This window comes from Blastococcus sp. HT6-30 (assembly GCF_039729015.1).
GTDB lineage: Bacteria > Actinomycetota > Actinomycetes > Mycobacteriales > Geodermatophilaceae > Blastococcus.
Genome location: NZ_CP155792.1, coordinates 1787975 through 1812923, shown reverse-complemented (window position 1 = coordinate 1812923; position 24949 = coordinate 1787975). Strand labels below are relative to the sequence as shown.

Below are 24949 nucleotides of genomic sequence, written 5' to 3'. Positions count from 1 at the left end.
CACGGCGACTCCCTGCTCGCTGCTGTGTCCTGCGCCACAGCCTGCCGGGGAGTGCGAGCGGGGACAAGACCCCGGTGAGCCGGTTCAACCCCGTCGCACGGCGGCCCGCTCCTGGAGATGGCGGGCGCCCCGCCGGTGCAGCAGCCAGCCGCCCGCGACCAGCAGCACGCCGACCCCCAGGAACCCCAGGTCCCAGCTGAGCGGCCCGCCCAGGTCGTCGCGCACGTGGTGGATGCCCAGGATCTGGTGGTCGACGAGCCCCTCCACCAGGTTGAACAACCCCCAGCCGACGAGCACGAGCCCGAAGTGGAAGCTCCAGCTGGGCGCCAGGCGGTCCTGCCGCCACGCGACCAGCGCGGTGACGGTCCCGGCGAAGGCCAGCACCCAGGCGCCGGCGTGGAAGAAGCCGTCGGCGAGCGTGTTGACCTCCAGCCCGGCCAGCGTCGTCGGCTCCTGGCCCTCCACGGCGCTCACCATGTGGTGCCACTGCAGCATCTGGTGCAGGACGATCCCGTCGACGAACCCGCCGAAGCCGAGGCCGTAGAGCAGGCCGGTCACCCGGGTGGGCATCCGCCGGGGGCTCTGGACGGTGGTGTCGCGCGCGCTCGCCATGGCCGCTGGCCTACCCCGTCGCTCCGGCCGCACGCGCGGGACGCATGCTGGGCGGTATGAGCACCGACCACGCGGCCGGCCGCGACCAGGAGACCGGTCGGGCGCACGCCGTCCTCCGCAGCACGGCCGACCTGCCCGCACCGTGGGCAGCGGTGTGCGGTGCCTCCGTCGACGTGGTCCAAGGCCGCTGGGACGGTCCCCGGGGCCTGGGCTCGGCCGATCCCTGCCCCGACTGCCGACGGATCACCGGCACTTGAGGGTCCGGGTCGTCCGATTGTTGTTCGTCTTTCGCTTCCTTGTCTGATGCCTTCGATGTTGGGGATAACGGTCGACATCGGACGTCGCCGCGAGGCCGTGGCCGGCCGCCGTCCGGGGCGCGTCTCGGCGGACCAGCTGACGGTGTTCGACTCGGTGCGCTTCGCCGTGGCGGACCTCGCGGCGCTGTGCCACGCCGTGGGTCGACGTCCTCGACCTCGTGGCCGAGGCCGAGGACCCCGAGGACCTCTTCGGCATGGTCACCGCACCCTCGTCGGCCGGCGTCCGGGGCCGGACCTCGGCCGACGATCCCCTCGTCAGCTGGTAGTCCGCCGACGCGGCGGCGGCGGCGGCGAAGGAGTCAGCCCCGCCGCCGGGCCCCATCTGCCCCGAGCCGTCGTTGCCGCCGGCCAGGTTGAGCCCGTCGTCGCTCGCCGTCAGGTCCAGGTCGCCGCCGCTGATCGTGATGACGGCGCTCTCGAGCGCCTCCAGGACGCCGTGACGGTGAGCGTTCCGCCGGCGATGCTCACGTCGGCGTCGGAGTGCACGCCGTCGTCCCCCGTGGCCACGGTCAGCGTGCCGTCGGTGATGCTCACGACGCCGTCGGAGTGCACCACGTCGTCGTCGGCCGCGTCGACGTCGACGGTCCCGCCGCCGATCACCACGCTCACCGTGCCCTTGAGGCCCTTGGCGGAGGTGTCGTCGGCGACGGTCCGACCGCTGCCGCCACCGGATGCCACCGTCACCTCCCCGCCGCCCACGATCACGTCGGTCTCGGCGGAGATGCCGTCGCCGGCCGCGGTCACGTCCACGGATCCGCCGGCCACGTGGACGTAGCCGGCCGCGGTGTCCTCGGCGTTGTCCGCCTTCAGCCCGTCGCCACCCGCGGTGACCGTGGCGTCGGCGTCCTGGACGACGAGGTAGTCCTTGCCGCGGATGCCGTCGTCCACCGCGCCGACCGTGATCGTCCCCGAGTCGAGCACCAGGCCGTCCTTGCCCGCGATCCCGTCGTTGGCGTTGCCGGTGACCTCGAGCGACCCGGTGCCGGTGATCGTCAGGTCCGCGGCGCTGTACAACGCCGCGTTCGGCTCCGAGCCGTCGGCGGCATAGCCCGAGCCGTCGCCGAGCGAGTTGGCCGAGCCGTCGGCGAGGACGACCATCGCGGTGCCGGCGTCGAGGAACGCGAGCGCCGAGGTGGTGGACGAGGAGATCCCGGCGTCGTCCAGGACGATCCGGACGACGCCCTCGTCCGTGGTGTCGACGACGACCTGTCCGTCGAGCGAGCCGCTCAGCCGGTAGGTGGCGGCGGCGGTGATGGTCATCGTCCCGCCGTCCCGTGCCGACGCCGTGCACGGGAGAAGCGGACTGCCCCCGGCGGGGACCCGGTCCCCGGCGTCGAGGGTCGCGCTGGCGTCCCTGACCGTGGGGTGCCGCGAAGGTGTCCGCCGGCGGGTCCTGCGGCCTCGCCGGCGAACAGCCACGTCCTACTGCGGGGTGCCGACTCCGGGCAGCACGTCGTCCAGCCAGTTGCTCAGCGCCGCCGGTGGCGCGGCACCGGCTCGACGGGCGACGATGTTTCCCCGCTCCAGCAGGATGAGCGTAGGTACGGCTTGCACCTGGAACCGCTGGGCCGTCTGCGGCGCGGTGTCGACGTTCACCTTGACCAGCTTCATCTGCCCTGCCCGGGTGCGGGCCAGGTCCTCGAGTGCGGGACTGACCATCCGGCATGGACCGCACCAGGGGGCCCACAGGTCCACCAGCACCGGGATCGGGGAGCGTTCGACGATCTCGGTGAACTCCTGGTCGCCGGCGTCGGCGGTCCAGGGCAGGGCGGTGTGGCACTGTCCGCAGCGGGGGGTGCCCGCCGCTGCGGCGGGCACCCGGTTCCGGCGTCCGCAGGTGCCGCAGGAGACGATCGAGTGGGCTGTCACCGTTCACCTCCTCATGCGGCGGCTTGCGCGGGGCCGGCGGCGTTCTCCCAGCGGACGTCCAGCTGGCCTTCCGTGGCATCGACGCGGATCGTGGCGCCGTCGATGACATCCCCGGAGAGCAGGGCCCGGCCGATGCGGGTCTCGACCTCGCGGGCGATGAACCTGCGCAGCGGCCGAGCTCCGTAGACGGGGTCGAAGCCCTGGCCGGCGATGAACCGGCGGGCGTCCTCGGTCAGTTCCAGGCTCATCTGCCGGTCGGCGAGCCGGGCCCGCAGGTCGCTGACCATGAGTTCGACGATGGTCTCGATCTCGGCGAGGGTCAACGGCTTGAACAGCACGATGTCGTCGACCCGGTTGAGGAACTCCGGCCGGAAGTGGCCGCGGAGCTCGGCCATGACCGCCTCCCGGGCCTCCGGCGTGATCTCGCTGCCGCCGGTGACCCCGTCGAGCAGGTGCTGGGAGCCGATGTTCGACGTCATGATCACCACGGTGTTGCGGAAGTCGACGGTGCGGCCCTGGGCGTCGGTGAGCCGGCCGTCGTCGAGCACCTGCAGCAGCGTGTTGAAGACGTCGGCGTGCGCCTTCTCGATCTCGTCGAAGAGCACCACCGAGTAGGGCTTGCGCCGCACGGCCTCGGTCAGCTGGCCGCCCTCCTCGTAGCCGACGTAGCCGGGAGGGGCGCCGACCAGTCGGGACACGGTGTGGCGCTCCTGGTACTCGCTCATGTCCAGCCGCACGATGTTGTCCTCGGTGTCGAACAAGGCGGCGGCCAGCGAGCGGGCCAGCTCGGTCTTCCCGACGCCGGTGGGGCCGAGGAAGACGAACGAGCCGATCGGCCGGCGGGGGTCCTTGATCCCGGAGCGGGCGCGGATGATCGCGTCGGCGACCAGCTGCACCGCCTCGTCCTGGCCGACCACGCGTTCGTGCAGGACGGCGTCCAGGCGCAGGATCTTCTCCCGCTCCCCCTCGGTCAGCCGGCTGACCGGGATGCCGGTCCAGCGGGAGACGATGTTGGCGATCTCGGCCTCGGTGACCACCTCGCGCAGCAGCCGCCTGCCTCCCTGCTCGGCCGCCAGCTGCTCCTCCTCGGCCGCCAGCCGTCGCTCCAGCTCCGGCAGCCGGCCGTGGCGCAGCTCCGCGGCCCGGTTGAGATCGTAGGACCGCTCGGCCTGCTCGGCCTCCTGGCGGACCTGCTCCAGCTCCTCGCGCAGCGCCTGCACCTTGCGCAGCGCGTGCCGTTCGGCCTCCCACTGGGCGTGCATGGCGTCGGCCTCGGCGCGGAGATCGGCCAGCTCGCGCCGCAGCTCGGTCAGCCGGGTCTGGCTGGCGGGATCGGTCTCCTTGGCCAGCGCCGCCTCCTCGATCTCCAGGCGCCGCACCCGGCGGGTGAACTCGTCCAGCTCGGCCGGCATGGAGTCGATCTCCGTGCGCAGCATGGCGCATGCCTCGTCGACCAGGTCGATGGCCTTGTCGGGCAGGAACCGGTCGGAGATGTAGCGGTGGGACAGGGTGACCGCACCGACGAGGGCACCGTCCTGGATCTTCACGCCGTGGAAGATCTCCAGGCGCTCCCGCAGGCCGCGCAGGATGGAGACGGCATCTTCCACGGAAGGTTCGTCGACGATCACCGGCTGGAACCGTCGTTCCAGGGCGGCGTCCTTCTCCACGTGCTTGCGGTACTCCTCCAGGGTGGTCGCGCCGACCATGTGCAGCTCACCGCGGGCGAGCATCGGCTTGAGCATGTTGCCCGCGTCCATCGCGCCCTCGGCCGCCCCGGCGCCGACGACGGTGTGCATCTCGTCCACGAACAGCAGGATGCGGCCCTCGGCGGCGCGGACCTCGTTGAGCACGGCCTTGAGCCGTTCCTCGAACTCACCGCGGTACTTGGCGCCGGCCACCAGCGACCCCATGTCGAGGGCGAAGATGGTCTTGTCCTTCAGTCCTTCGGGGACGTCGCCTCGGGTGATCCGCTGCGCCAGGCCCTCGACGATGGCGGTCTTGCCGACGCCGGGGTCACCGATGAGCACCGGGTTGTTCTTGGTCTTGCGGGACAGGATCTGCACCACGCGGCGGATCTCGGTGTCGCGACCGATGACCGGGTCCAGCTTGCCGGCGGCTGCCTCGGCCACGAGGTCCCGGCCGTACTTGCTCAGCGCCTCGTAGGCGACCTCGGGCATGGCGGAGGTGACGCGCTGGTTGCCGCGGATGTCGGTGAGCGCCGCGAGGAACTTCTCCCGGGTGAGGCCTCCGCCGCGCAGCAACCGCCCCGCGGCGGTGGCGCTCCCCTCCTCCAGCAACGCGATCACCAGGTGCTCGACCGAGACGTACTCGTCCTTGAGCCGCTGCGCCTCCCGCTCGGCGGCGTCGAACAGCCGGGACAGCCGCTGGGTGACGTACACCTGCCCGGGCGCGGCGCCCGGGCCGGTCACCTTCGGCCGGCGGCCGAGTTCGGCCTCCAGGTCGGCACGCAGAGCATGGGGATCGGCGCCGGTCTGGGACAGCAGCCGAGGGGTCAGCCCCTCGGGCTGGTCGAGCAGCGCGAGCAGCAGGTGCTCGCCGTCGACCTCGGTGTGGCCGAACCGCAGCGCCTTGGTCTGCGCGTCGTGGAGGGCCTCCTGAGACTTCTGGGTAAGTCGGTTGAGGTCCACGTCAGCCTCCGATGAAGCTCCGTCGGGTCGTGGTGGGGGTGGTGATGCTCGCTATCGGCCGGGCCGGTTGCCGTCGCAGGGCTGCCTCCAGGGCATCGATGCGATCGAGCAGGTCCAGGACCAGTCCGACGGCGGCGTAGTTAGCGAGAACCCGGCCCGCAGCCGCTGGATCCTGGCGACCGTCGCGAGTTCCCCCGGGTTCAGCCAGTAGACGTCGCCGCGATCGCGCTCGGCCTCCAGCAGGCCCAGCGCGACCAGACGGCGCACCAGGTCGGGGTGCAGACGCGCCCGGGCTGCGAAGGTGTCCAGGTCCAGCAGGTGTGCGCGGCTGCGGCGCACGAGGGTGTAGGTCATGACGCCCTCCTGGCGTGCTCGCGCGGGTCGAAGGTGGAGGCCGCGGCCAGCTCGGAGAACAGCGTGCGCTCGGCCTCGGTCAGCCGATGAGGCACGAGGACACGCACCTCGGCGTACAGATCGCCCGCCTCACCGCGCGGGTTGGGCAGCCCCCGGCGGCGCAGGCGAAGCCGCCGTCCGCTCGAGGTACCGGCGGGGACCTTGACCTTGGCCTCCCCGCCGGGGGTGTCGATCGCCACCGAGGTGCCCAACGCCGCCTCCCAGGGGCTCAGCGGCAGATCCACGTACACGTCGCGTCCCTCCACCCGGTAGCGAGGGTGCGGCGCCAGCCTGATCACCAGGTACAGGTCCCCGGCGGGTGCGCCGCCGCTGCCCTGACCGCCCTGACCGGCCAGTCGGATCCGCTGACCATCGGTGACCCCGGCCGGGATGTTCACCTCCAGTGAGCGCGGCCCGTCCGGGCCCGACAGCGTCAGCGACCGGCGCCCACCGGAGTAGGCGTCCTCCACGGTGAGCTCCAGCTCAGCCTCCTGGTCGGCGCCGGCGACGCGGCCCCAGCCCCGGCGGCCACGGCCGGCTCCCGTTGCGCCAGGGGCCTGTCCGCCGAACATGCCGCCGAGCAGGTCCTCGAGATCGATGCCGTCACCGAACCCGCCGCCGAAGCCGCTGCCGCCGTCGACCCAGACCTGCTGCCCCTGTGGGCCCCAGCCGGGCGACCGGCCGCCCCCCGAGCGAGCTCCTGCCCCAGCGGCCGCGCCGGCACGGGCGCGCCGCCAGGTCTCGGCATCGACGCCGTCGGGCACCTGGCGGAAGTCCGGGCCGAAGGCGTCGTAACGGCGGCGGGTCTCCGGATCGGAGAGCACGTCGTAGGCCTCGGAGACGTCCTTGAACTTCTCCTCGGCCCCGGGGTCCTTGTTGACATCGGGGTGGTACCGACGGGCCAGCTTGCGGTAGGCGCGCTGGATCTCCTCCTGGCTGGCGCCACGGGCGACCCCCAGGGCTGCGTAGTAGTCCCGGTCAGCCATCACCGCGCCCCCGGATCCCGCTGGTCTTCCCTACCGCTGTCGTCGCCCTCGGGAGTCGAAGGGGCGGCTGCGACGACCACCGCTGCCGGGCGCAGCAGCCGCTCCCCTTCCCCGTAGCCCGGGCGCACCACCTCCAGCACCGTGCCGGCCGGCACATGATCGACCGGCGTGGCAGCCACCGCCTCGTGCCGGGCCGGGTCGAAGGTGGCGCCGATGTCCTCGCGCCGCGGATAGCCCAGGCCGGTGAGCACGGCGAGCGCCTGGTCGCGGACGCCGCGCACACCCTCGATGATCGCCGAGGGGTTCGCCGCGGCGTGCGCCAGCGCGAGTTCCAGGTGGTCGAGCACCGGCAGCCAGGCCGCCGCCACCTGTGCCCGCTCCCGGGCACGCTGCTGGACGGCCTCACGTTCGTACCGCTTGCGGAGGTTGTCCGCCTCGGCCAGGGCGCGCCGCCACCGGTCCTCCAGCTCGCTGACCTGCTGCTGCAGTCCCGCGACCTGGTGCTGCAGTTCGGCGACGTGGGGGTCCCGGCCGCCGGCGTCGGTCCCGCCGCCGGCGGAAGCGCCGGTGGCCGGGGCTTCGGAGGCGGTGGCGCCGGGCCCGGCGGTGGAGATGTCGTGGTCGGCCATCGCCATCACCTCACTCGTTGACGACCTCGGCATCGATCACGTCGTCATCGGGCCCGCCCGGTGACGACGGTCCGGCGCCTGAGGTGGGTCCGGTGCCGCCGGGAGATCCGGCAGCCATGCCGTGGAAGATCTGCTGCAGCTCACCGGTCAGCGACCGCAGCCGCTCCAACGGGGCCTCTTCCTTGACCGCCTGGCGGGCGTCGCCGATGAGCATCTCGGCCCGCGCCTTCTCGTGCACCGGCACGGCTTCGCCGAGCTCGGCCAGCCGCCGCTCCACCTGGTACGCGGCCGTATCGAGGGTGTTGCGGGCTTCGACCAGCTCACGAAGCCGGGCGTCCTCGGCCTGGTGCCGCTGCGCGTCGGCCACCATCCGCTCCACCTCGCTCTTGTCGAGATTGGAGCTCTCACTGATGGTGATCTGCTGCTGCTGCCCGGTGTCCCTGTCCTTCGCGGTGACGTTGAGGATGCCGTTGGCGTCGATGTCGAAGGTCACCTCGACCTGCGGCACCCCCCGCGGCGCCGGCCGGATGTTCTCCAACCGGAACCGGCCCAGGACCCGGTTGTCGCTGGCCCGCTCACGCTCGCCCTGCAGCACCACGACGTCGACGGCGGGCTGGTTGTCCTCGGCGGTGGAGAAGGTCTCCGAACGGCGGGCGGGGATCGTGGTGTTGCGCTCGATGACCTTCGTCATCACTCCGCCCATGGTCTCCACACCCAGGGACAGCGGGGTGACGTCGAGCAGCAGGACGTCCTTGACCTCGCCCTTGATCACCGCTGCCTGCAGGGCGGCACCGAGCGCGACGACCTCGTCGGGGTTGACCGACATGTTCGGGTCCTTGCCGCCGGTCAGCCGCCGGACCAGGTTCTGCACGGCCGGGATGCGGGTGGAACCACCGACGAGGATCACCTCGTCGATGTCGTCGGCGGTCACCTTCGCGTCCGCCATCGCCTGCTGCACCGGTCCCATGCACCGCTCGACGAGATCACCGGTGATGGACTCGAAGGTCGACCGCATCACGGTGGTGTTGAGGTGCTTGGGGCCGTTCGCGTCTGCGGTGATGAACGGCAGGTTCACCGTCGTCTGGGTGACCGAGGACAGCTCGACCTTCGCCTTCTCCGCTGCCTCGAACAGCCGCTGCAGCGCCTGCGGGTCCTTGCGCAGATCGATGCCCTCGGCGCGCTGGAACTCCTCGGCCAGGTGGTCGACGAGCCGCCGGTCGAAGTCGTCCCCCCCCAGGTGCCCGTCGCCGGCGGTGGCCCGTACCTCCACGACACCGTCGCCGACGTCGAGCAGGCTCACGTCGAACGTGCCGCCCCCGAGGTCGAACACCATGACGGTCTCGTTCTTGTTCTTGTCCAGGCCGTAGGCCAGCGCCGCCGCGGTGGGCTCGTTGATGATGCGCAGCACCTCGAGGCCGGCGATCCGACCGGCGTCACGGGTGGCCTGCCGTTGGGCGTCGTTGAAGTACGCCGGCACGGTGATCACCGCCTCGGTGATCTTCTCGCCGAGGTACTTCGAGGCGTCCTCGACCAACTTCCGCAGCACCTGCGCGGAGATCTCCTCGGGCGCGTACTGCTTGCCGCGGACGTCGAAGCGCACCGCGCCCTCGGGGCCGCTGGCGACGTCGAAGGTGACCGCGTCCTTCTCGCTGGTCACCTCCTCGTAGCGACGGCCGATGAATCGCTTGGCCGAGGAGATCGTGCCCTGGGAGTTCAGAATCGCCTGCCGACGGGCCAGCTGGCCGACCAGCCGCTCGCCGGACTCGCTGAACGCGACCACCGATGGGGTCGTGCGAGAACCTTCGGCGTTGGCGATGACAGTGGGCTTGCCGCCCTCGGTGACCGCAATGACCGAGTTGGTGGTACCCAAGTCGATACCGACCGCCTTAGCCATCTCGACCTCCTGTTGTGCTCGGTAGGAAGAAGAGTGAGTAGGGGAAACGCACGGGAGCCAGCAGCTTCGGCCGGGGACGTGGGCTAGGGCTCTCCTCCGCTGAGGCCGCTGCAGACCGGCACAGGGACCCCTGGCAGATCGCGGCGAGGCTCCTCCCGCCATCATGTCCCCGAGGTCGGTGGGCGGGTGCGGCCGCACTGGAGGACCGCCACAGCCGGCCGTGCCCTGGGACCTCGTCGGGTGCGCGGCACGCCCGCCGCCGGCTCGCGCACCGCCCACTGTCCAGATCAGCCCCGCCGGCCGGCTGTGGCGCCGAGCTGCACGCCGCTCGGCTGCGAGTCGCCCTCGGCCGAGAGCTACTTCTGGCCACCGCGCCCGGTCTGCACCTCGATCCGGCGGGGTTGGGCCGACTCGGCCACCGGGATGGTCAGCATCAGCACACCGTTGTCGTAGGTGGCCTGCACCTTGCTGGTGTCCAGGGCATCGCCGACCTGCAGCTGCCGGGTGAAGCCGCCCTGCGGACGCTCAGCGAGCAGGACGTTGTGGCCCTCCTCGTACTCCGCCCGGCGTTCGGCGCGGATGGTCAGCACGTTGCGCTCGCAGGTGATCTCCACGCTGCTCGGGTCGATGCCCGGCAGGTCCAAGGCCACGTGGTAACCGTCGTCGGCCTGCCACACGTCCATCGGCATGCCCATCGGCGTGCGCCTGCCCGACACCAACTGGCTGGTGAGCCGATCAAGGCCCCGGAAGGGCTCCCCGAACGGCTCGTAGCGCATCACGCTCATGGTCACACTCCTTCCTGACGGTTGTGGACGCGAGCGGCTTGCTCCCTCCGTCGAGGAGACCCGCCGCACCTCCAGCCTTCCCCAAACTTGCAGCCGCAAACAGAGATTTTTTGCGGTGGTGAACCGAGCCCTCCGGTAGGACTCCTGCGGATCCGTCCCCGTCATGGAACTCGATGGAACATCGCCGAGCGCTCGTGGTCCGTCCCACCGCTGGCGGGACGGACCACGGTTGCCGCGCCAGCCCGGACCCCTCCTCGGCGGAGCCCGGCGGTTCCGGCCGCCGTCAGGCGAGATCCGTCTTGCCGAACAGGGGGGCGTAGCCGGCCGGGAGCTGGGTCAGGATCTGATTGACCTCTCCTCCGCTGATCGCCCCGGCGAGTGTGGTGAGGACCGCGCTGGCGTCCCAGCGGGCGGTCTCCTCGGTGGCTGACAGCTCTCGGGCGATCCGGCGCAGGAACTCCTCCACGCCGAACACCTCCTGGGACGGGGCGGTCAGCACGGCGTCCTGCAGCTCGCCGGGGAGCTGGGCGGCAAGGTCCTTCCGTTCGCCGTCGACCAGCCGCTGGCTGAGCAAGCCGAGCACGACACGTGCCGTCCGGTCGGCTTCCGATCGATCGGCGTACCCGCCCTGTTCGCGGACTCTGGCGAGGAACTCGTCGTACCGCATGACGCTCCTTTCCTGCTGCATCGCTCCGGGATGTCGACTACCCGGCCTGGTCTGGTGCCGCGGCGATGGTCGGATGTGCGTCGGTCCGGTCAGATCAGCCCGTGCCGAGCGAGCACCCAGTGGAGCTGCCGGGCGCTGGGTTGTTCCAACCACTCGCCTGCGACGTCGACGACGGGGTTGCGTACGTCACCGCCGGCCATCCACCGCAGCCGTCGCTTCATCTCCGGGTGCAGGTCCAGGTCGACGTAGCGGTAGGGCACACCGGCTCTGTCCAGCATGCGGCGGGTCATCTGGGTGATCCCGCACCATCGGCTGCCGTAGACGGTGACCGGGGATACGCCGACAGACGGACGACCCCCAGCCATGGCAGGGGTTGCCATGATTGCCATGAGGCGACCTCCTTCTCGTGCACACTTCCTTCTTCGACGTGCCGGCCGGGAGCAGAACCCGCCCGTCAGGCCGCCGGCTGCTGATCGGTCAGCCGGTCGAGCGTGGCGAAGAGTTCGTAGATGTCGGGGAGGTGCTCCACCCGCGGCGACACATGGGCGTGACGGATCACACCGTCACGGTCGATGACGTACAGGGCACGGTCGCTGAAGCCGTCGGACTCCCGCCACACGCCGTACCGCTGGGCGACATCGCCCTTCGGATGGAAGTCCGCCAACAGCGGAAAGGTGATCCCCCGGACGGCGGCCCACGCACCGTGGCTGTAGAGGGAGTCCGCGGACACCCCGATGAGTGCCGCGTCGCGGGCGTCGAACTCTGCCAGCTCCTGCTGGTAGAGCTCCAGCTGGCGACTGCACCCGGGACTCCAGTCCAGGGGGTAGAACACCAGGACCACGGTTCGCCCGCGGAAGTCCGAGAGGCTCACAGGTTCGCCGTTGGCGTCCGGCAGTGTGAAATCCGGCGCGGTCGTTCCGACGGGAAGACCGGTCGACTCGGCAGCTCCGGCCATCGGTGGCGCCGTCAGGTAGAGGTCAGCCACATCCCGCAGCGTGATACCTGCGGCGTCGGCTGAACCCTGGATCGGTGGCGGGGCCTGCCGGGCCACTTCCTGCACGATCGCATGGAGGACGGAGAGCGCCTCGGTGACAGGCGAGTCGTCGAGCTGGTCGCCGATCTCGGCGAAACGCTCTTCCAGCTGGTGGAGGCGGCTGGGCACGCCGAGAGTTGCAGGGGAGGACATTGCATCGCACCTCTTCGCGAGTGAGCGAGGATCGCTTTGGACTCCGGAGAGCCCCGGGTCGGCAGGGGGACAGCACGCCAACCCGGGACACCCCCGGATGTCTGCTCGGAGGGCCTCGGGTGAGAGCCGCTCTGAGCCTGGGCTACAGACGTCTTGCCCGGTGGGGCCAGTCGGGAGATCAGCGGCTGATCTGGATGCGTCGCGGCTTGGCCTGCTCGGGCTTGGGCACCCGAACGGTCAGCACACCCTCATCGAGCTGAGCGCTGACCTCGTCCGCGTCGACCTCGGCGGGCAGGGTGACCGAGTACTGGAACTGCCCGATGCGACGGGTGCGGCGACGGAGGATCCCCGTCCGCTCCTTGTCCTTGACCTCACCGGAGACGGTGAGCCGACGGTCACCGAGCTGGATGTCGATGTCGTCGCGCTTGACCCCCGGCAGGTCGATCTCGACGACGTAGGCGTCGTCGGTCTCCTCCACGTCGGCGAGCGGGGCCCAGCCGTGCAGAGCCCCGTCGAGGTTCGCCTCCCACAGGGAGTTCACGCGCTCGGTCAGCTCGTCCAGCTCACGGAAGGGATCCCAACTGGCGACTGCACGCGACCGTGAACGGACAGGCAGTGTCATCTGAGTCAACCTCCTCTCGAACCGGAAGATGGGCTGCGACCATGCAATGGCCGCAGTGACACCACCTCAAACCTGCAACGAGCGCTGTAGATTCCCGCTGCAGGTCCTCCCGACGACGTTCTCTCGGGTCGGCCTGCTTCAGGCTGCTCAGGGCCCCGCTCCACAGTGCCGAGCTGGGGGCCGAGGGGTGGTTCCGCCCCGTGGACGAGCCATCTAGCGTCCGCGGAGCGTCATCGGATCCGCGGACCGGCCGACGTGCGCAGCCGGACTGTGGTCTTCTCCGGCCGGAGGGCGCGTGGCATCTGCGAACGCTCGCCTGGGCAGTCCGACGGACGCACAGGCCTGGTCGGCGTCAAGGGTCTCGGCAGCCAGCAGTGCGCGAGCCAGGCGTTCGAGCCCGTCACGGTGTTGAGCCAGGGTGTCGCGGGCCTGGGCGTAGCACTCGTCCAGGAGGCGGCGAACCTCGGTGTCGACCAGTTCCCGCGTGGCCGGAGCGGGCCCGTTTCCGTCCAGCGCCACGGATTGCTCGGCTCGGGGGTCCGGCAGCACCGACACCGGCCCCACGGCATCGGACATGCCCCACCGGCCCACCATCTGACGGGCGATCCTCGTGGCCTGTTCCAGGTCGTTCTCTGCACCCGTCGTGATGTCGCCGTAGGCGAGTTCCTCCGCCGCACGGCCGCCGAGAGCTCCGACGATGCGGCCGCGCAGATATCGCCGGCTGTAGCCGTAGCGGTCGGTCTCGGGGCTCTGCAGGGTGACACCGAGGGCCATGCCGCGCGGGATGATGGAGATCTTGCGGACCGGGTCGGCGCCGGGGGTGAGCATGCCCAGCAGTGCGTGGCCGGCTTCGTGGTAGGCGGTGCGCTCCCGCTCCTCCGAAGACAGCAGGATCTTCCGTTCCGCGCCGAGAACTATCTTCTCCAAGGCGTCGGTGAAGTCGGCCATCTGCACACGGTCATGGCTGCGACGGGCGGCGAGAAGCGCGGCCTCGTTGACGAGGTTGCGCAGGTCGGCGCCGACCATTCCTGAGGTGGCCGACGCGAGCACGGCCAGGTCCACGTCGTCCGCGGTCGGCACGCCGCGGGTGTGCACGGCGAGGATCTGTTGCCGACCGTTCGTGTCGGGTGGGTTGACCGCGACTCGGCGGTCGAACCGGCCGGCTCGCAGCAACGCCGGGTCGAGGATCTCCGGGCGATTGGTTGCGGCCATGACGACGACGCCTTCGCTGCCGTCGAAGCCATCCATCTCGGTCAGGATCTGGTTGAGCGTCTGCTCCCGCTCGTCGTGCCCTCCGACCGTGACCCCACCGCCACGTGCCCGGCCGATGGCATCGAGCTCGTCGATGAAGATGATCGCGGGGGCTTCCTTCTTGGCCTGTTCGAACAAGTCACGCACCCGACTGGCCCCGACCCCGACGATCATCTCGATGAACTCAGCGGCCGAGACCGAGAAGAACGGGACCCCGGCTTCACCGGCCACGGCGCGTGCCAGCAGCGTCTTGCCCGTACCGGGGGGTCCGGCGAGCAGGACGCCCTTGGGCACGGTGGCACCCAGGCGTCGGTAGCGATCGGGGGTGCGGAGGAAGTCGACGACCTCTTTGACCTCCTCCTCCACGTCGTCGATGCCGGCCACGTCGGCGAACGTGGTGCGGGGCCCGGCGTCGGGGGTGTACCGGCGGGCCTTGGACTTGCCCAGACCCAGACCACCTCCCAGCCCGGCTCCAGCGGCCGAGCGGCGGGCCAACCACACCAGCAGCAGGACGAGCAGGATGGTGGGACCGAAACCGAGCAGCAGTTGCTGCCATACCGGGACACGGTCCGGCGGCTCGGCGTTCACGGTGACGTTCTCCCGCAGCAGCAGGATCATCAGACCGTCGTCGGCGAATGATGGGCGCTGGGTCGAGAACAGGGTTGCGCTCCGCGCCTGATCGCCGGGTGCGGGCAGCTGTTGATCCGAGCCGGTCCCCTGCCTATCGGGGGGATAGGTCACCGCCTGCTCGAATCGTCCCTCGATGGTGTCCCCGATCGCGGTGACCTCGGCGACGTTTCCCGCCTCGACCTGCTCACGGAAGACCGTGTACGGAACCTCCAGGCGCTGCGGTGGGGCGAGCAGGAGTCCCGACAGCAGCCAGTTCAGCGTCAGCAAGCCGGCGAGCACCAGCCAGAACCGGCTACCGCCGGGCCGGCGCCAGCTGTCGACCCACCGGTCGGATTCGGTGTCCGGCCGTTCCCCCTCCACCCGCCACGGGGGCCGCCATCGCAGGCCGTTGCCGCTGCCCCGACCGGCAGGGTGGCGCCGGTTCAGCTCCGGGCCACGGCCGGTGACGGCCCCATCGTCCCGGCCAGTCATCGAGCGCCCCCTTCCACAGCTCACACCCGGACCTACGCGCTGCCGCCCACGGCAGGCCACCTGCTCCTCCGACGGTGGACCGGCCGTCGCCGTCGCCGAGGCGATGTTCCCCGCCCGTATACCTCACGAACAGGCGTCGGCAGCAGGTTCCGGACGCGGTGGGACGGCGGCCCCTGGCGGGAAGGGAGGCCCCACCGCACCCGGCGCCGCACGCCCGCGGGAACGGGATCCCTAGTCGGTGGATCCTGGGCGGGCGTCGAGCACGACGTCCACCTCACGCTCCTCGCCGTCGGTGGAGCGGACGGTCATGGTGATGGTGTCGCCGGGTTCGCGGGCGCGCAGAACCGCCAGCAACTCCTCGGGACTCGTGGTGGGTTCGTCGTCCACGGCCAGGATCACGTCACCGGGGCGTATCCCGGCGGCCATCGCGGGACCTCCGGGAACCACCGCCGCGACGATGACCCCCTCGCTGCTGGGTAGCCCGAGATGCTCGGCGATCTGAGCAGTGATCGGGGCCGGCTCCACACCGAGAAAGGCGTGTGCTGCCTGCCCGTCCTCGAGCAACTGCTCGACCACGTCGATCACCGTGGCCGACGGGATGGCGAAGCCGAGGGACACCGCCCCGGCCTGCGGGGGGATGTAGGCCTCGCTGATCCCGACGACGTCGCCGTCCCGGTCCACCACAGCCCCACCACTGTTGCCGGGGCTGATCGCGGCGTCGGTCTGGATGAGGTCGACCAGGGCCTGACTCTGCCTGGCGCTCCCGGGTATCTCGCGGTGCAGCCCAGAGATGATTCCGGCCGTCACGGTGCTCTCGAACCCCAGCGGACTGCCGATCACGATGGCGAGCTCCCCGATCCGGGGCAGCCCGGGCTGGAAACGCGCCTCAGGCAGTCCGGTCCGGTCTGCCTCGACCAGTGCGAGATCGGTGACGACGTCGGTGGCGAGCACGGTGCCGGCCACACGTTGCCCGTCGGCGAAGGCGACCTCGACCGCCGTCGCACCGCGCACCACGTGTTCGTTGGTGACGATCAAGCCGTCCGCGTCGTAGACGACCCCGCTGCCGCTGCCGCCGGCGGTCAGGATGGTCACCACGCTCGGCTGCAACCGCGCGGCCACCTCCGGGACGAGATCCAACGTGGCGGCCCCGGCCTGCTCCGCCGGATGGGTCGTGGGGGAAGCGGCATCATCCGGAGCGTCGTCAGTGCCCGTGCACCCACCGCTGACGAGCACGACGGCCAGCAGGGACCAGAGGATCCGCCGGCTCTTCCGGACCGCCACCGCTACCTCCCCGTCCACCGACCATGGCCACGGTCGACCACTCCTCGCCGCGCCCGGCGCCTCGGACCACCCATGCCTCAGCCCCTCGGGGCGTCGGACCTGTGAACGGCATCCGGCGTCGGAGAGTGCGGGAACAACACCCTACGGCGTGTGCGTCTCTCCGGGTGTCACACACGATCGCCGCAGAGATGCGGCGCGGACGCCCCCCTGAGGAGGAGGGAGGGACAACGATGACCACAGTGCTACCGCCGCTCACCCACTCCCGGACCGCGCGCCCGAGCACACGGGGCGGGGGCCGGCACTTCCCCCCGACCGGACCCGTGCCGCGCCGCCGGTTCTTCTCGCCCGCGCGCCGGGGCTGGAACGGCGTCAAGACGGCCGTGCTCCTGGCCGGCCTCGGCGGGCTGCTGGTCGCCCTCGGGTCGCTGTTCGGCCGGGTCGGCGCCCTCGTCGGTCTGCTGCTCGGTTTGGCCACCGTGGGTGGTTCGTACTGGTTCTCCGACCGACTGGCCCTCATGGCCGCCGGCGCCGTCCCCGTGACTGCCCGGGAGATGCCGGTCTACCACCGCATCGTGCAGGAACTCTCCGCCGAGGCGGGCCTGCCCATGCCACGGCTGTACGTGACACCGGACCGGCAGCCCAACGCCTTCGCCACCGGACGCAACCCGCGGCATGCGGCCGTTGCGGTCACCCGCGGACTTCTCGACCTGCTCACCCCCCGGGAGCTCAAGGCGGTGCTGGCCCACGAACTGGCCCACGTGGGTAACCGGGACGTGCTGCTCACCTCGGTCGCGGCAGCTCTGGCCACCGGGATCAGCCTCTTCGCGAACCTGATCGGCTGGCTGCCCTTCTTCGGCGCGTCGGACGACGACGAGGACCCGGGACTGCTGGCCACCCTCGTCACCGCGCTGGTCGCTCCGTTCGTCGCCGCCTTGCTGCAGCTGGCGCTCTCCCGCAGCCGGGAGTTCGAGGCCGACCGCACCGGAGCCGCGCTGCTGGGCGACGGGCATGCCCTCGCCAGCGCCCTGGCCAAGATCGAGCAGGTCGCCCGCAGCACGCCCATGCGCGTCGAGCCGGCGCAGGCCTCGAAGTACATCGTCAACCCGCTCACCGGCCACGGGCGTTCGCTCTCGGTGCTCTTCATGACCCACCCGCCCACCGTCGAGCGCATCGCCCGACTCACCGGAACGCGCGTCTGAGCCCCGCCCTGGGCCCGTGCCAGGGGTGGAAGACCGTCACCAGCCGGTCGAGCGCCCAGTCGAGGACGCAGGCAAGCACCTGAACGACGGCAAAGGGACCGCGTTCAGGCGCCCCTTGCCGCCGACGCGATCGGCGGCCGACGAGGAGAGCGGCCCGGATTCTCATCGACGGCCGCCGGGCAGGTCGACGGCGGATCCGGTGCGGAAGAGGCCTCCGCACCGGGTTCGATGCAGAGCCGTCCACCGCGGCGCGCTTCCTGCCGGCGGCCGGAACGCGCTGCTGTACTCATGCGGGAGGCGGGCCGGCCTACACGGCCGACCCGCCTCTCACTGCGGTCTCACTGTCGGGCTGACAGGATTTGAACCTGCGACCCCTTGACCCCCAGTCAAGTGCGCTACCAAGCTGCGCTACAGCCCGCGAGCCACCCGCGTGCCAGGTTCTCCCCGGACCGCGTGATGACCGCCCCGGAAGGTTACCGCACGGGGATGGCCGGCCTCGACGGCGGTCAGCCGCGCTTGCCGTCCTTCTCCCGGCCCTCGCGCACCTTCACCGAGATCTCGATGGGGGTGCCGTGGAAGCCGAACTGCTCACGCAGCTTCCGCTCCAGGAAGCGGCGGTAGCCGGCCTCCAGGAAGCCGGTGGAGAAGACGACGAACCGCGGCGGGCGGATGTCGGCCTGGGTGACGTACTTGATCTTCGGCGCGCGGCCGCCCCGGGCCGGCGGTGGCGTCTCCTGCACCAGGGACCGCACGAACGTGTTGAGCTCGGCGGTGGGCACCCGGGTCTCCCACGAGGCGAGCGCGGCGCGCAGGTGGTCGGCCAGCTTGGCCACCCCGCGCCCGGTCGCGGCGGAGATGTTGACCCGCGTGGCCCAGCGCACCCGCGCCAGCTCCCGCTCGATCTCCTTCTCCAGCTGGTAGTGCCGGTCCTCGTCCAGGGTGTCCCACTTGTTGATCGCGATGACCAGCGCCCGGCCGGCGTCCACGACCTGGCTGATCACCCGCTGGTCCTGCTCGCTGATGACCTCGTCGGCGGCCAGCAGCACCACCGCGACCTCGGCGGCCTGGATGGCGGCCTCGGTGCGCAGGCTGGCGTAGTACTCCATGCCGCTGGCGGTGTTGACCTTGCGCCGCAGGCCGGCGGTGTCGACGAAGCGCCAGTCCTCGCCGCCGAGGGAGACGATCGAGTCGACCGGGTCGACCGTGGTGCCGGCGACGGAGTCGACGACCGAGCGCTCCTCCTTGGCGAGCCGGTTGATCAGGCTGGACTTGCCGACGTTCGGCCGGCCGACCAGCGCCACGCGGCGGGGTCCGCCCTCCTCCTCCTGCTCCCGCGGCGCCTCGGGCATCGCGTCGAGGATGAGGTCGAGCAGGTCACCGCTGGCCCGGCCGTGCAGCGCGCTGACCGCGTGCGGCTCGCCCACGCCGAGGCTCCACAGCTCGGCGGCGTTGGCCTCGCTGCGCTCGTCGTCGACCTTGTTGGCCACCAGGAGCACCGGCCGGTCGCTGCGCCGGAGCACGCGGGCGGCCGCGAGGTCGGTCTCCGTGGCGCCCACCTGACTGTCGACGACGAACACGATGACGTCGGCGGTCTTCATGGCGTACTCGGCCTGCCGGGTGATGGAGGCGCCCAGACCGGCGGCCTTGGGGTCCCAGCCACCGGTGTCGACCACCGTGAACCGCTTGCCGTTCCACAGCGCCTCGTAGGCGATGCGGTCCCGGGTGACGCCGGGAGTGTCCTGGACGACCGCCGCGCGGCGGCCGAGGATCCGGTTGACCAGGGTCGACTTGCCGACGTTGGGCCGGCCGACGATGGCGACGACGGGCAGCGGCCCGGTGATCTCCTCGGTCATGCCCGCTCCCCCGCCGGCACGGTGGTCCCGACCAGGTCGACGACCCGCTCGACGACGCCCTGCTGGTCCAGCTCGGTGCTGTCGACGACCACCGCGTCGGCGGCGGGCCGCAGCGGGCTGTCGGCCCGGCTGCTGTCGAACTCGTCGCGGCGGCGCAGGTCCGCCGCGAGCGCGGCGATCTCCGCCGGCTCCTCGATGCCCAGCTGGGCGGCCCGGCGCTGGGCGCGGGCCTCCGGCGCGGCGGTCAGGTACACCTTCACCGCAGCCTCGGGGAGGACGACGGTGCCGATGTCCCGCCCCTCGACGACGACCGCATCGGCCGCGGCGACCAGCGCGCGCTGCTGGTCGACCAGCTGACGGCGGACAGCCGGTACCGCCGACACGGCGGACACCCACCGGGTCACCTCGGCGCCCCGGATGCGCGTGGCGACGTCCACGCCGTTCACGACGACGGTCTCGGTGGCGGCGTCGGTGCCGACCTCGATGCGCGCCCCGGCCACCGTGCGGGCCACGGCGTCGGCGTCGGCCGGGTCGACCCCGGCGTCGAGCACCGCGACCGTGGCCGCCCGGTACATGGCGCCGGTGTCGAGGTACGCGGCGCCCAGGCGGGCGGCGACGCCGCGCGCCACGCTGGACTTGCCGGTGCCGGACGGTCCGTCGAGGGTCACCTGGCCTCGGAATGTCATCTGCTCACTCACTGCTCTCCGTGCCCGGATCCGCGGGCACTGTCGTCGCGCCCGGGCTTACCGCCTCCTGGCGGGGCCGACCTGCGGTGCCCGCTCACTGGGCGATGTCGCGGCGGAGCGCGGCTGCGCCCCGGAGGTAGACGTGGTGGATCTCGGCGCGCGGCCGGTCGGTCTCCGCGTGGGCCATCAGCCGCAGGACCCGCGGCAGCGCGTGCGGCACGGCGATCTCCGTGGCGCACATCAGCGGCACGTCGCCGAGCCCCAGCTCCCGCGCAGCCAGCGCCGGGAACTCCGACACGAGATCGGGCGTGGCCGTGAACAGGATGCTGATCAGGTCCTCGGAGGTCAGCTCGTTGCGCTCCATGACCGTGGCGACCAGCTCGCGGGTCGCCGCCAGCACCTCGTCGCGGTCGTCGGCGTCGACCTGGGTCGCTCCCCGGACGGCTCGGACGGCCATGCGCGCTCCTCCTTCGGGTCGGTTCCGGTGCCGGCCCGGTCGGTCCGCCGCTCGCCCGGTACGCGAGAGCGGAGCGCGCGACCCGGCGGCTCCGTCGGCACACCGCTGCCCGGGCACCTCGGACGATTCTAGGGAGCCGCCGCCACCACGCAGGCGGTCGCCGCCCGGCGGCCCGGGCCACGGTGCTCCCGACGGTGGGTTCCTGCTTCCCCTGGACAGCAGGAACCGACTCAGGTCGACACCACCGTCCAGCGCTCGACGGCTGGAGCGGGGGCCCCGCTCAGAGCCCGACGAGCTCCTCGAGGGCGCCGACCTCCTGCCGGCTGAGCCGGCGGATGGTGCCCGACCGCATGGCCCGCAGCTCGATGGGGCCGACCGCGGTGCGGGTCAGCCGCGAGACCGGCAGGCCGACCGCGGCCAGCAGGCGGCGGACGACGTGCTTGCGGCCCTCGTGCAGGACGACCTCCACCACCGACTGGCCGGCGTGGGTGTCGACCACGCGGAACGAGTCGACCTGCACCGGCCCGTCCTCGAGGTCGATCCCCGACCGCAGCCGCTTGGCCAGGTCGCGGGGCACCGAGCCCGACACCTGGGCCAGGTAGGTCTTGCGCACCCCGTAGCTGGGGTGGGCCAGGCGGTGGGCGAGCTCGCCGTCGTTGGTGACCAGCAGCAGCCCCTCGGTGTCCTGGTCCAGCCGGCCGACGTGCACCAGCCCCTTGGCCAGGTCACCGACCATGTCCCCGACGCACGGGCGGTTCCGGTCGTCGCTCATCGCGGTGATCACGCCCGGCGGCTTGTTCAGCGCGTAGCTCACCCGGTCGTCCCGGATCTCCAGGCGCACGCCGTCGACGGCGATCTTGTCGTGCTGCGGATCGACCCGCATGCCCTGCACCCGCACCTGCCGGCCGTTCACCGCGATCCGGCCGGCGTCGATCATGTCCTCGACCACGCGGCGCGACGCGACCCCGGCCCGGGCGAGCACCTTCTGCAGCCGCTCCCCCTGCCGGTCGTCGCCGGGCTCGGGGGCCGGCCGGTCCCCCGGGTGCTCCGGGGCCAGTTCCATGTCCTCGGACCAGCCGTCGCCCGCCGCGGTGCTGCTCTCGTCGTTCGGGGTCGTGTCGCTCATCGCCGCCCAGTCTCCCACCGACCGCGCGTCAGACGTCGGGGTGCTCGTCCAGCACCGTGGCGGTCTCGGGCAGCAGCGGGGCGAGCTCGGGCAGCTGGTCCAGGCCGGTGAGCCCCAGCCGTTCCAGGAACAGCGGCGTCGTCGCGTACAGCCCACCGCCGCTGTCGGGGTCGCTGCCGACCTCGTGCACGAGCCCGCGGGAGATCAGGGTGCGCATCACGCCGTCCACGCCGACGCCGCGGATGGCCGACACCCGGGCACGGGTCACCGGCTGCCGGTAGGCGATGACCGCGAGCGTCTCGAGGGCCGCCTGCGTCAGCCGGCTGCGCTGGCCGTCCACCAGGTGCCGCTCGACGACGGCGGCGTGCTCCTCGCGGGTGTAGAGCCGCCACCCCTCCCCGACCCGGCGCAGCGTGATCCCGGCCGACCGCCGGTCGTAGCCCGCCGCCAGCTCGGCCAGCCCGGCCCGCACCTGGTCCGGCGGGCAGCGCAGCGCGGCGGCGAGGGTCTCCTCGTCGACCGGGTCGTCCATCACGAACAGCAGCGCCTCCAGTCCGCCGAGCAGCTCTCCCGGGTCCAGCAGCTCCAGCGGCTCGGGCTCGGGCTCCGGCGCGGGTGCAGGTTCCCGCGCCGGCGCCGGCTCGTCCTCGGCCGGCACGGCGGGCACCGGTTGCTCCTCCACCGGGCGGTCGGCGACCCGGGCCGCGAGCTCCGCGGCCACCGCGTCCCAGGCGGCGGGGTCGGCGTCGCCCCGCCGCGCCGCCTCCTCCCGGGTGGCGGCCAGCTCCGCGGCGAGCGCGTCCCACGAGATGGGGGCGTGGTCCTGGTCAGGGCGCTCGTCGCTCACCGGTACTCCTCGTCGGCGTCGGCGGCCGGGGACCCGGCCGGATCGGGGACGGCGTCGCCGGTCCACCGCACGTGCAGCTCGCCCAGCGGCGTCAGCTGCTCGAAGACCACCCGCTGCTGCCGGTACAGCTCCAGCAGGGCCAGGAACCGCACCACCACCTCGAGGGTGTGCCCGCAGTCGGCGGTCAGGGAGCGGAAGCTCGCCGTGCCCGAGCGGAGCAGCTGGTTGCGCACGAGGAGCAGCTGCTCGGAGACGCTGACCGGCGGCGCATGCAGGTGGGAGACGCTCACCGTCTCGGGAACCCTGGGCGCCAGCGCCCGGGCGGCAAGGGCAGCGAACTGGGCGGGGGTCAGGTCCAGCAGGACCTCCGGCACCAGCTCGGCGAACCGCGGCTCCAGCCCCGCCTGCCTCGGGAACCGCCGGGCCGCCTCCGCCTCGCGGACCCGCAAGAAGGCGGCGGCCTGCTTGTAGGCCTTGTACTGCAGCAGCCGGGCGAAGAGCAGGTCGCGGGCCTCCAGCAGCTCGAGGTCGTCCTCGTCGTCGACCTCCGCGACCGGCAGCAGCCGGGCGGCCTTGAGGTCGAGGAGCGTGGAGGCGACCACCAGGAACTCGCTGGCCTGGTCCAGGTCGAGCACATCGCCCAGCGCGCGCAGGTGGGCGATGAACTCGTCGGTGACCGTCGACAGCGCGATCTCGGTGACGTCGAGCTTGTGCTTGCCGATCAGCTGCAGCAGCAGGTCGAACGGGCCCTCGAAGTTCGTGAGCCGCACGGTGAAACGAGCCGGAGCGGCCCCGGCGGCCTGGTCGGCCGGCGGAACCGCTCCGGAGGTCTCGCTCACGGTCGCCGAGAGTAGGCGGCCCGGGTCACTTGCCCTGGAGGCGACGGACGAGGACGGCGTCCTCGCCGCGCTCGGCGAGGTCGGCCAGCAGCACCGAGATCGCCTCGCGGACGATCCGGCCGCGGTCGGCGGCCACCCCGTGGTGGGCGCGCAGCGTCAGCCGGGCGGACTCCAGCGCCAGCAGCTCGTCGGCGGAGATGTAGACGGTGATCTTCTCGTCGTGCTTGGTCCGCTCCGCGCGCCCCCGGGCGGGCCGCCCGCGGGTGGCGACCCTGGGCTGCAGCACCGGGGCCGGGGCCGGGGCCGGCTCGGCGGGCGCCCCGCGGAAGGCGGCGAGATCGTCGGCCGGCTGCGCGCCCCCGGGGACGAGGGTCAGCGCCGCTGCCGCCTCGGCCACGGACTCGCCGGCGCGCCGGGCGCTGCGCAGCGCCGGGGAGCTCGCCGGCGTCGGCAGGCTGGGCAGCTCGGTGACCTCGGGGGGCGCCGCGGTGTCGGTGCGGCGGAACAGTTCCGAGGCGCCGGGCAGCACGGGCCGGCGAGTCATGCCGACACCTCCTGGCCGGCGCTCGTCGGCTGCACGACCCGAGTCGCCGTGTCCATCTGTGCCCTCGCGAGCCCGGTCACAGCGCCAGCACCTCCTTGGCGAGGTCGCGGTACGCCGCGGCACCCGTCGACGTGGGAGCCCACGTGGTGATCGGCTGCCCGGCGACCGTGGTCTCCGGGAACCGCACGGTGCGCTGGATGACGGTCTGGAACACGGTGTCACCGAACGCCTCGACGACCCGGCTGAACACCTCCCGGCAGTGCACCGTCCGGGAGTCGTACATGGTGGCGAGGATGCCGTTGATCTCCAGCGACGGGTTGAGCCGCTCCTTCACCTTGTCGATCGTGTCGACGAGCAGGGCCACGCCGCGCAGCGAGAAGAACTCGCACTCCAGCGGGATGACCACGCCCTGGGCCGCGGTGAGGGCGTTGACCGTCAGCAGCCCCAGCGACGGCTGGCAGTCGATCAGGACGTAGTCGTACTCGTCGACGACGTCGGCGAGCACGCGCAGCAGGGTCTGCTCGCGCGCCACCTCGCTGACCAGCTGAACCTCCGCGGCCGACAGGTCGATGTTGCTGGGCACCAGGTCCAGGCCCGGGATGTCGGTGGCCACCCGGACGTCGCGCAGGCTGGTCCGCCGCTCCATGAGCACGTTGTAGATCGTCCGGTCGAGGTTCTGCGCCGGCACGCCGAGTCCCACCGACAGCGCCCCCTGGGGGTCGAGGTCGATGAGCAGCACCTTGCGGCCGAACTCGACCAGCGCGGCGCCCAGGTTGATGGTGGACGTGGTCTTGCCGACGCCCCCCTTCTGGTTGCACATCGCGATGACGCGGGCCGGGCCGTGCTGGGTCAGCGGCTTGGGGTCCGGCAGGCGGCGCTGACGCGCCCGTGCCGGGTCCAGCCGCAGCGCGGCCGCCCCCATCTCGGGGTCGGTGTCGTGCGGGCGCGCGACGGCAGAGGCCGCGTCCGCTCGGATCGCCATGGTTCTGTCGCCTCCAGCTCGTGCCCCGGTCCGGACGTTCCGGATGCGGCCAGCCGTCCTGTCCGCTCGGGTGAGGAGGACGCTAGGGAGACGCGCAGGTCTTCCCAAGGCGGCACGCCGTCGACGTGTCGACATGGCGACGAATGCCAACCACTGTGACCACTCAAGTCGAGAC

General features: G+C 72.0%; 25 protein-coding genes and 1 tRNA gene. 2 read left to right on the top strand and 24 right to left on the bottom strand.

Annotated features, from left to right (window positions below; translation table 11 throughout):
* Positions 1-84: 84 nt before the first annotated feature.
* Positions 85-612, bottom strand: coding sequence for a DUF2243 domain-containing protein (locus tag ABC795_RS08720; protein WP_347060616.1), 528 nt, complete (start codon positions 610-612; stop codon positions 85-87).
* Positions 613-668: 56 nt separating this feature from the next.
* Between ABC795_RS08720 and ABC795_RS08715 the strand changes: the two genes are divergently transcribed.
* Positions 669-869 carry a hypothetical protein gene (locus ABC795_RS08715; protein WP_347060615.1) on the top strand — a complete coding sequence of 67 codons (201 nt, stop codon included), beginning with the start codon at positions 669-671 and terminating at the stop codon, positions 867-869.
* 435 nt (positions 870-1304) lie between these two features.
* Here the strand turns inward: ABC795_RS08715 and ABC795_RS08710 are convergent, their stop codons facing one another.
* The 14 genes from ABC795_RS08710 to ABC795_RS08645 all read right to left on the bottom strand — a co-directional run bounded on the left by ABC795_RS08710 (position 1305) and on the right by ABC795_RS08645 (position 16241).
* Positions 1305-2189 carry a carbohydrate-binding domain-containing protein gene (locus ABC795_RS08710; protein ID WP_347060614.1) on the bottom strand — a complete coding sequence of 295 codons (885 nt, stop codon included), beginning with the start codon at positions 2187-2189 and terminating at the stop codon, positions 1305-1307.
* A 162-nt stretch (positions 2190-2351) separates the two neighbouring features.
* Entirely contained in the window at positions 2352-2798 is a 447-nt protein-coding gene (trxA, locus tag ABC795_RS08705; protein ID WP_347060613.1) for a thioredoxin, read from the bottom strand.
* Between the two features lie 11 nt (positions 2799-2809).
* Entirely contained in the window at positions 2810-5446 is a 2637-nt protein-coding gene (gene clpB / locus ABC795_RS08700) for an ATP-dependent chaperone ClpB (RefSeq protein WP_347060612.1), read from the bottom strand.
* Positions 5447-5497: 51 nt separating this feature from the next.
* Entirely contained in the window at positions 5498-5800 is a 303-nt protein-coding gene (locus tag ABC795_RS08695; RefSeq protein ID WP_347060611.1) for a hypothetical protein, read from the bottom strand.
* Positions 5797-6825 carry a DnaJ C-terminal domain-containing protein gene (locus tag ABC795_RS08690; RefSeq protein WP_347060610.1) on the bottom strand — a complete coding sequence of 343 codons (1029 nt, stop codon included), beginning with the start codon at positions 6823-6825 and terminating at the stop codon, positions 5797-5799. The genes ABC795_RS08695 and ABC795_RS08690 overlap by 4 nt, the downstream gene beginning before the upstream one ends.
* Positions 6825-7454: a nucleotide exchange factor GrpE gene (locus ABC795_RS08685; protein WP_347060609.1), complete on the bottom strand. Its 630-nt coding sequence runs from the start codon at positions 7452-7454 to the stop codon at positions 6825-6827. Before ABC795_RS08685 ends, ABC795_RS08690 begins: the two co-directional genes overlap by 1 nt.
* 10 nt (positions 7455-7464) lie before the next feature.
* Complete coding sequence (dnaK, locus tag ABC795_RS08680) at positions 7465-9348, bottom strand: molecular chaperone DnaK (protein ID WP_347060608.1); 1884 nt, start codon at positions 9346-9348, stop codon at positions 7465-7467.
* 356 nt (positions 9349-9704) lie between these two features.
* Positions 9705-10133 (bottom strand): Hsp20/alpha crystallin family protein, encoded by a 429-nt coding sequence (locus tag ABC795_RS08675; protein ID WP_347060607.1) that lies wholly within the window; start codon positions 10131-10133, stop codon positions 9705-9707.
* 283 nt (positions 10134-10416) lie between these two features.
* Positions 10417-10800, bottom strand: coding sequence for a DUF2267 domain-containing protein (locus ABC795_RS08670; RefSeq protein ID WP_347060606.1), 384 nt, complete (start codon positions 10798-10800; stop codon positions 10417-10419).
* A gap of 89 nt (positions 10801-10889) precedes the next feature.
* Positions 10890-11165 carry a glutaredoxin domain-containing protein gene (locus ABC795_RS08665; RefSeq protein ID WP_347060700.1) on the bottom strand — a complete coding sequence of 92 codons (276 nt, stop codon included), beginning with the start codon at positions 11163-11165 and terminating at the stop codon, positions 10890-10892.
* Between the two features lie 89 nt (positions 11166-11254).
* Positions 11255-11962, bottom strand: coding sequence for a peroxiredoxin (locus ABC795_RS08660; protein ID WP_347060605.1), 708 nt, complete (start codon positions 11960-11962; stop codon positions 11255-11257).
* A 202-nt stretch (positions 11963-12164) separates the two neighbouring features.
* Positions 12165-12527 (bottom strand): Hsp20/alpha crystallin family protein, encoded by a 363-nt coding sequence (locus ABC795_RS08655; protein ID WP_347060603.1) that lies wholly within the window; start codon positions 12525-12527, stop codon positions 12165-12167.
* A gap of 294 nt (positions 12528-12821) precedes the next feature.
* Positions 12822-14960 (bottom strand): ATP-dependent zinc metalloprotease FtsH, encoded by a 2139-nt coding sequence (ftsH, locus tag ABC795_RS08650; RefSeq protein ID WP_347060602.1) that lies wholly within the window; start codon positions 14958-14960, stop codon positions 12822-12824.
* A gap of 231 nt (positions 14961-15191) precedes the next feature.
* Positions 15192-16241 carry a trypsin-like peptidase domain-containing protein gene (locus ABC795_RS08645; RefSeq protein ID WP_347060600.1) on the bottom strand — a complete coding sequence of 350 codons (1050 nt, stop codon included), beginning with the start codon at positions 16239-16241 and terminating at the stop codon, positions 15192-15194.
* A 230-nt stretch (positions 16242-16471) separates the two neighbouring features.
* Between ABC795_RS08645 and ABC795_RS08640 the strand changes: the two genes are divergently transcribed.
* Positions 16472-17440: a M48 family metalloprotease gene (locus ABC795_RS08640; protein ID WP_347060599.1), complete on the top strand. Its 969-nt coding sequence runs from the start codon at positions 16472-16474 to the stop codon at positions 17438-17440.
* 344 nt (positions 17441-17784) lie between these two features.
* Here the strand turns inward: ABC795_RS08640 and ABC795_RS08635 are convergent.
* The 9 genes from ABC795_RS08635 to ABC795_RS08595 form a co-directional block, all read right to left on the bottom strand.
* Positions 17785-17858, bottom strand: a tRNA-Pro gene (locus ABC795_RS08635).
* A gap of 88 nt (positions 17859-17946) precedes the next feature.
* Positions 17947-19293, bottom strand: a complete 1347-nt coding sequence (gene der / locus ABC795_RS08630; protein WP_347060598.1) for a ribosome biogenesis GTPase Der — start codon at positions 19291-19293, stop codon at positions 17947-17949.
* Positions 19290-19979, bottom strand: a complete 690-nt coding sequence (gene cmk / locus ABC795_RS08625; RefSeq protein ID WP_347060597.1) for a (d)CMP kinase — start codon at positions 19977-19979, stop codon at positions 19290-19292. The genes der and cmk overlap by 4 nt, the downstream gene beginning before the upstream one ends.
* A 94-nt stretch (positions 19980-20073) precedes the next feature.
* Positions 20074-20436 carry a chorismate mutase gene (gene aroH / locus ABC795_RS08620; protein WP_347060595.1) on the bottom strand — a complete coding sequence of 121 codons (363 nt, stop codon included), beginning with the start codon at positions 20434-20436 and terminating at the stop codon, positions 20074-20076.
* Positions 20437-20716: 280 nt separating this feature from the next.
* Complete coding sequence (locus tag ABC795_RS08615; protein ID WP_347060594.1) at positions 20717-21562, bottom strand: pseudouridine synthase; 846 nt, start codon at positions 21560-21562, stop codon at positions 20717-20719.
* Positions 21563-21590: 28 nt separating this feature from the next.
* Positions 21591-22409, bottom strand: a complete 819-nt coding sequence (scpB, locus tag ABC795_RS08610) for an SMC-Scp complex subunit ScpB (RefSeq protein ID WP_347060592.1) — start codon at positions 22407-22409, stop codon at positions 21591-21593.
* Positions 22406-23248: a ScpA family protein gene (locus ABC795_RS08605; RefSeq protein ID WP_347060591.1), complete on the bottom strand. Its 843-nt coding sequence runs from the start codon at positions 23246-23248 to the stop codon at positions 22406-22408. Before ABC795_RS08605 ends, scpB begins: the two co-directional genes overlap by 4 nt.
* 25 nt (positions 23249-23273) lie before the next feature.
* Positions 23274-23792: a hypothetical protein gene (locus ABC795_RS08600; RefSeq protein ID WP_347060589.1), complete on the bottom strand. Its 519-nt coding sequence runs from the start codon at positions 23790-23792 to the stop codon at positions 23274-23276.
* 76 nt (positions 23793-23868) lie between these two features.
* Positions 23869-24774: an AAA family ATPase gene (locus tag ABC795_RS08595; RefSeq protein WP_347060587.1), complete on the bottom strand. Its 906-nt coding sequence runs from the start codon at positions 24772-24774 to the stop codon at positions 23869-23871.
* Between the last annotated feature and the right edge of the window lie 175 nt (positions 24775-24949).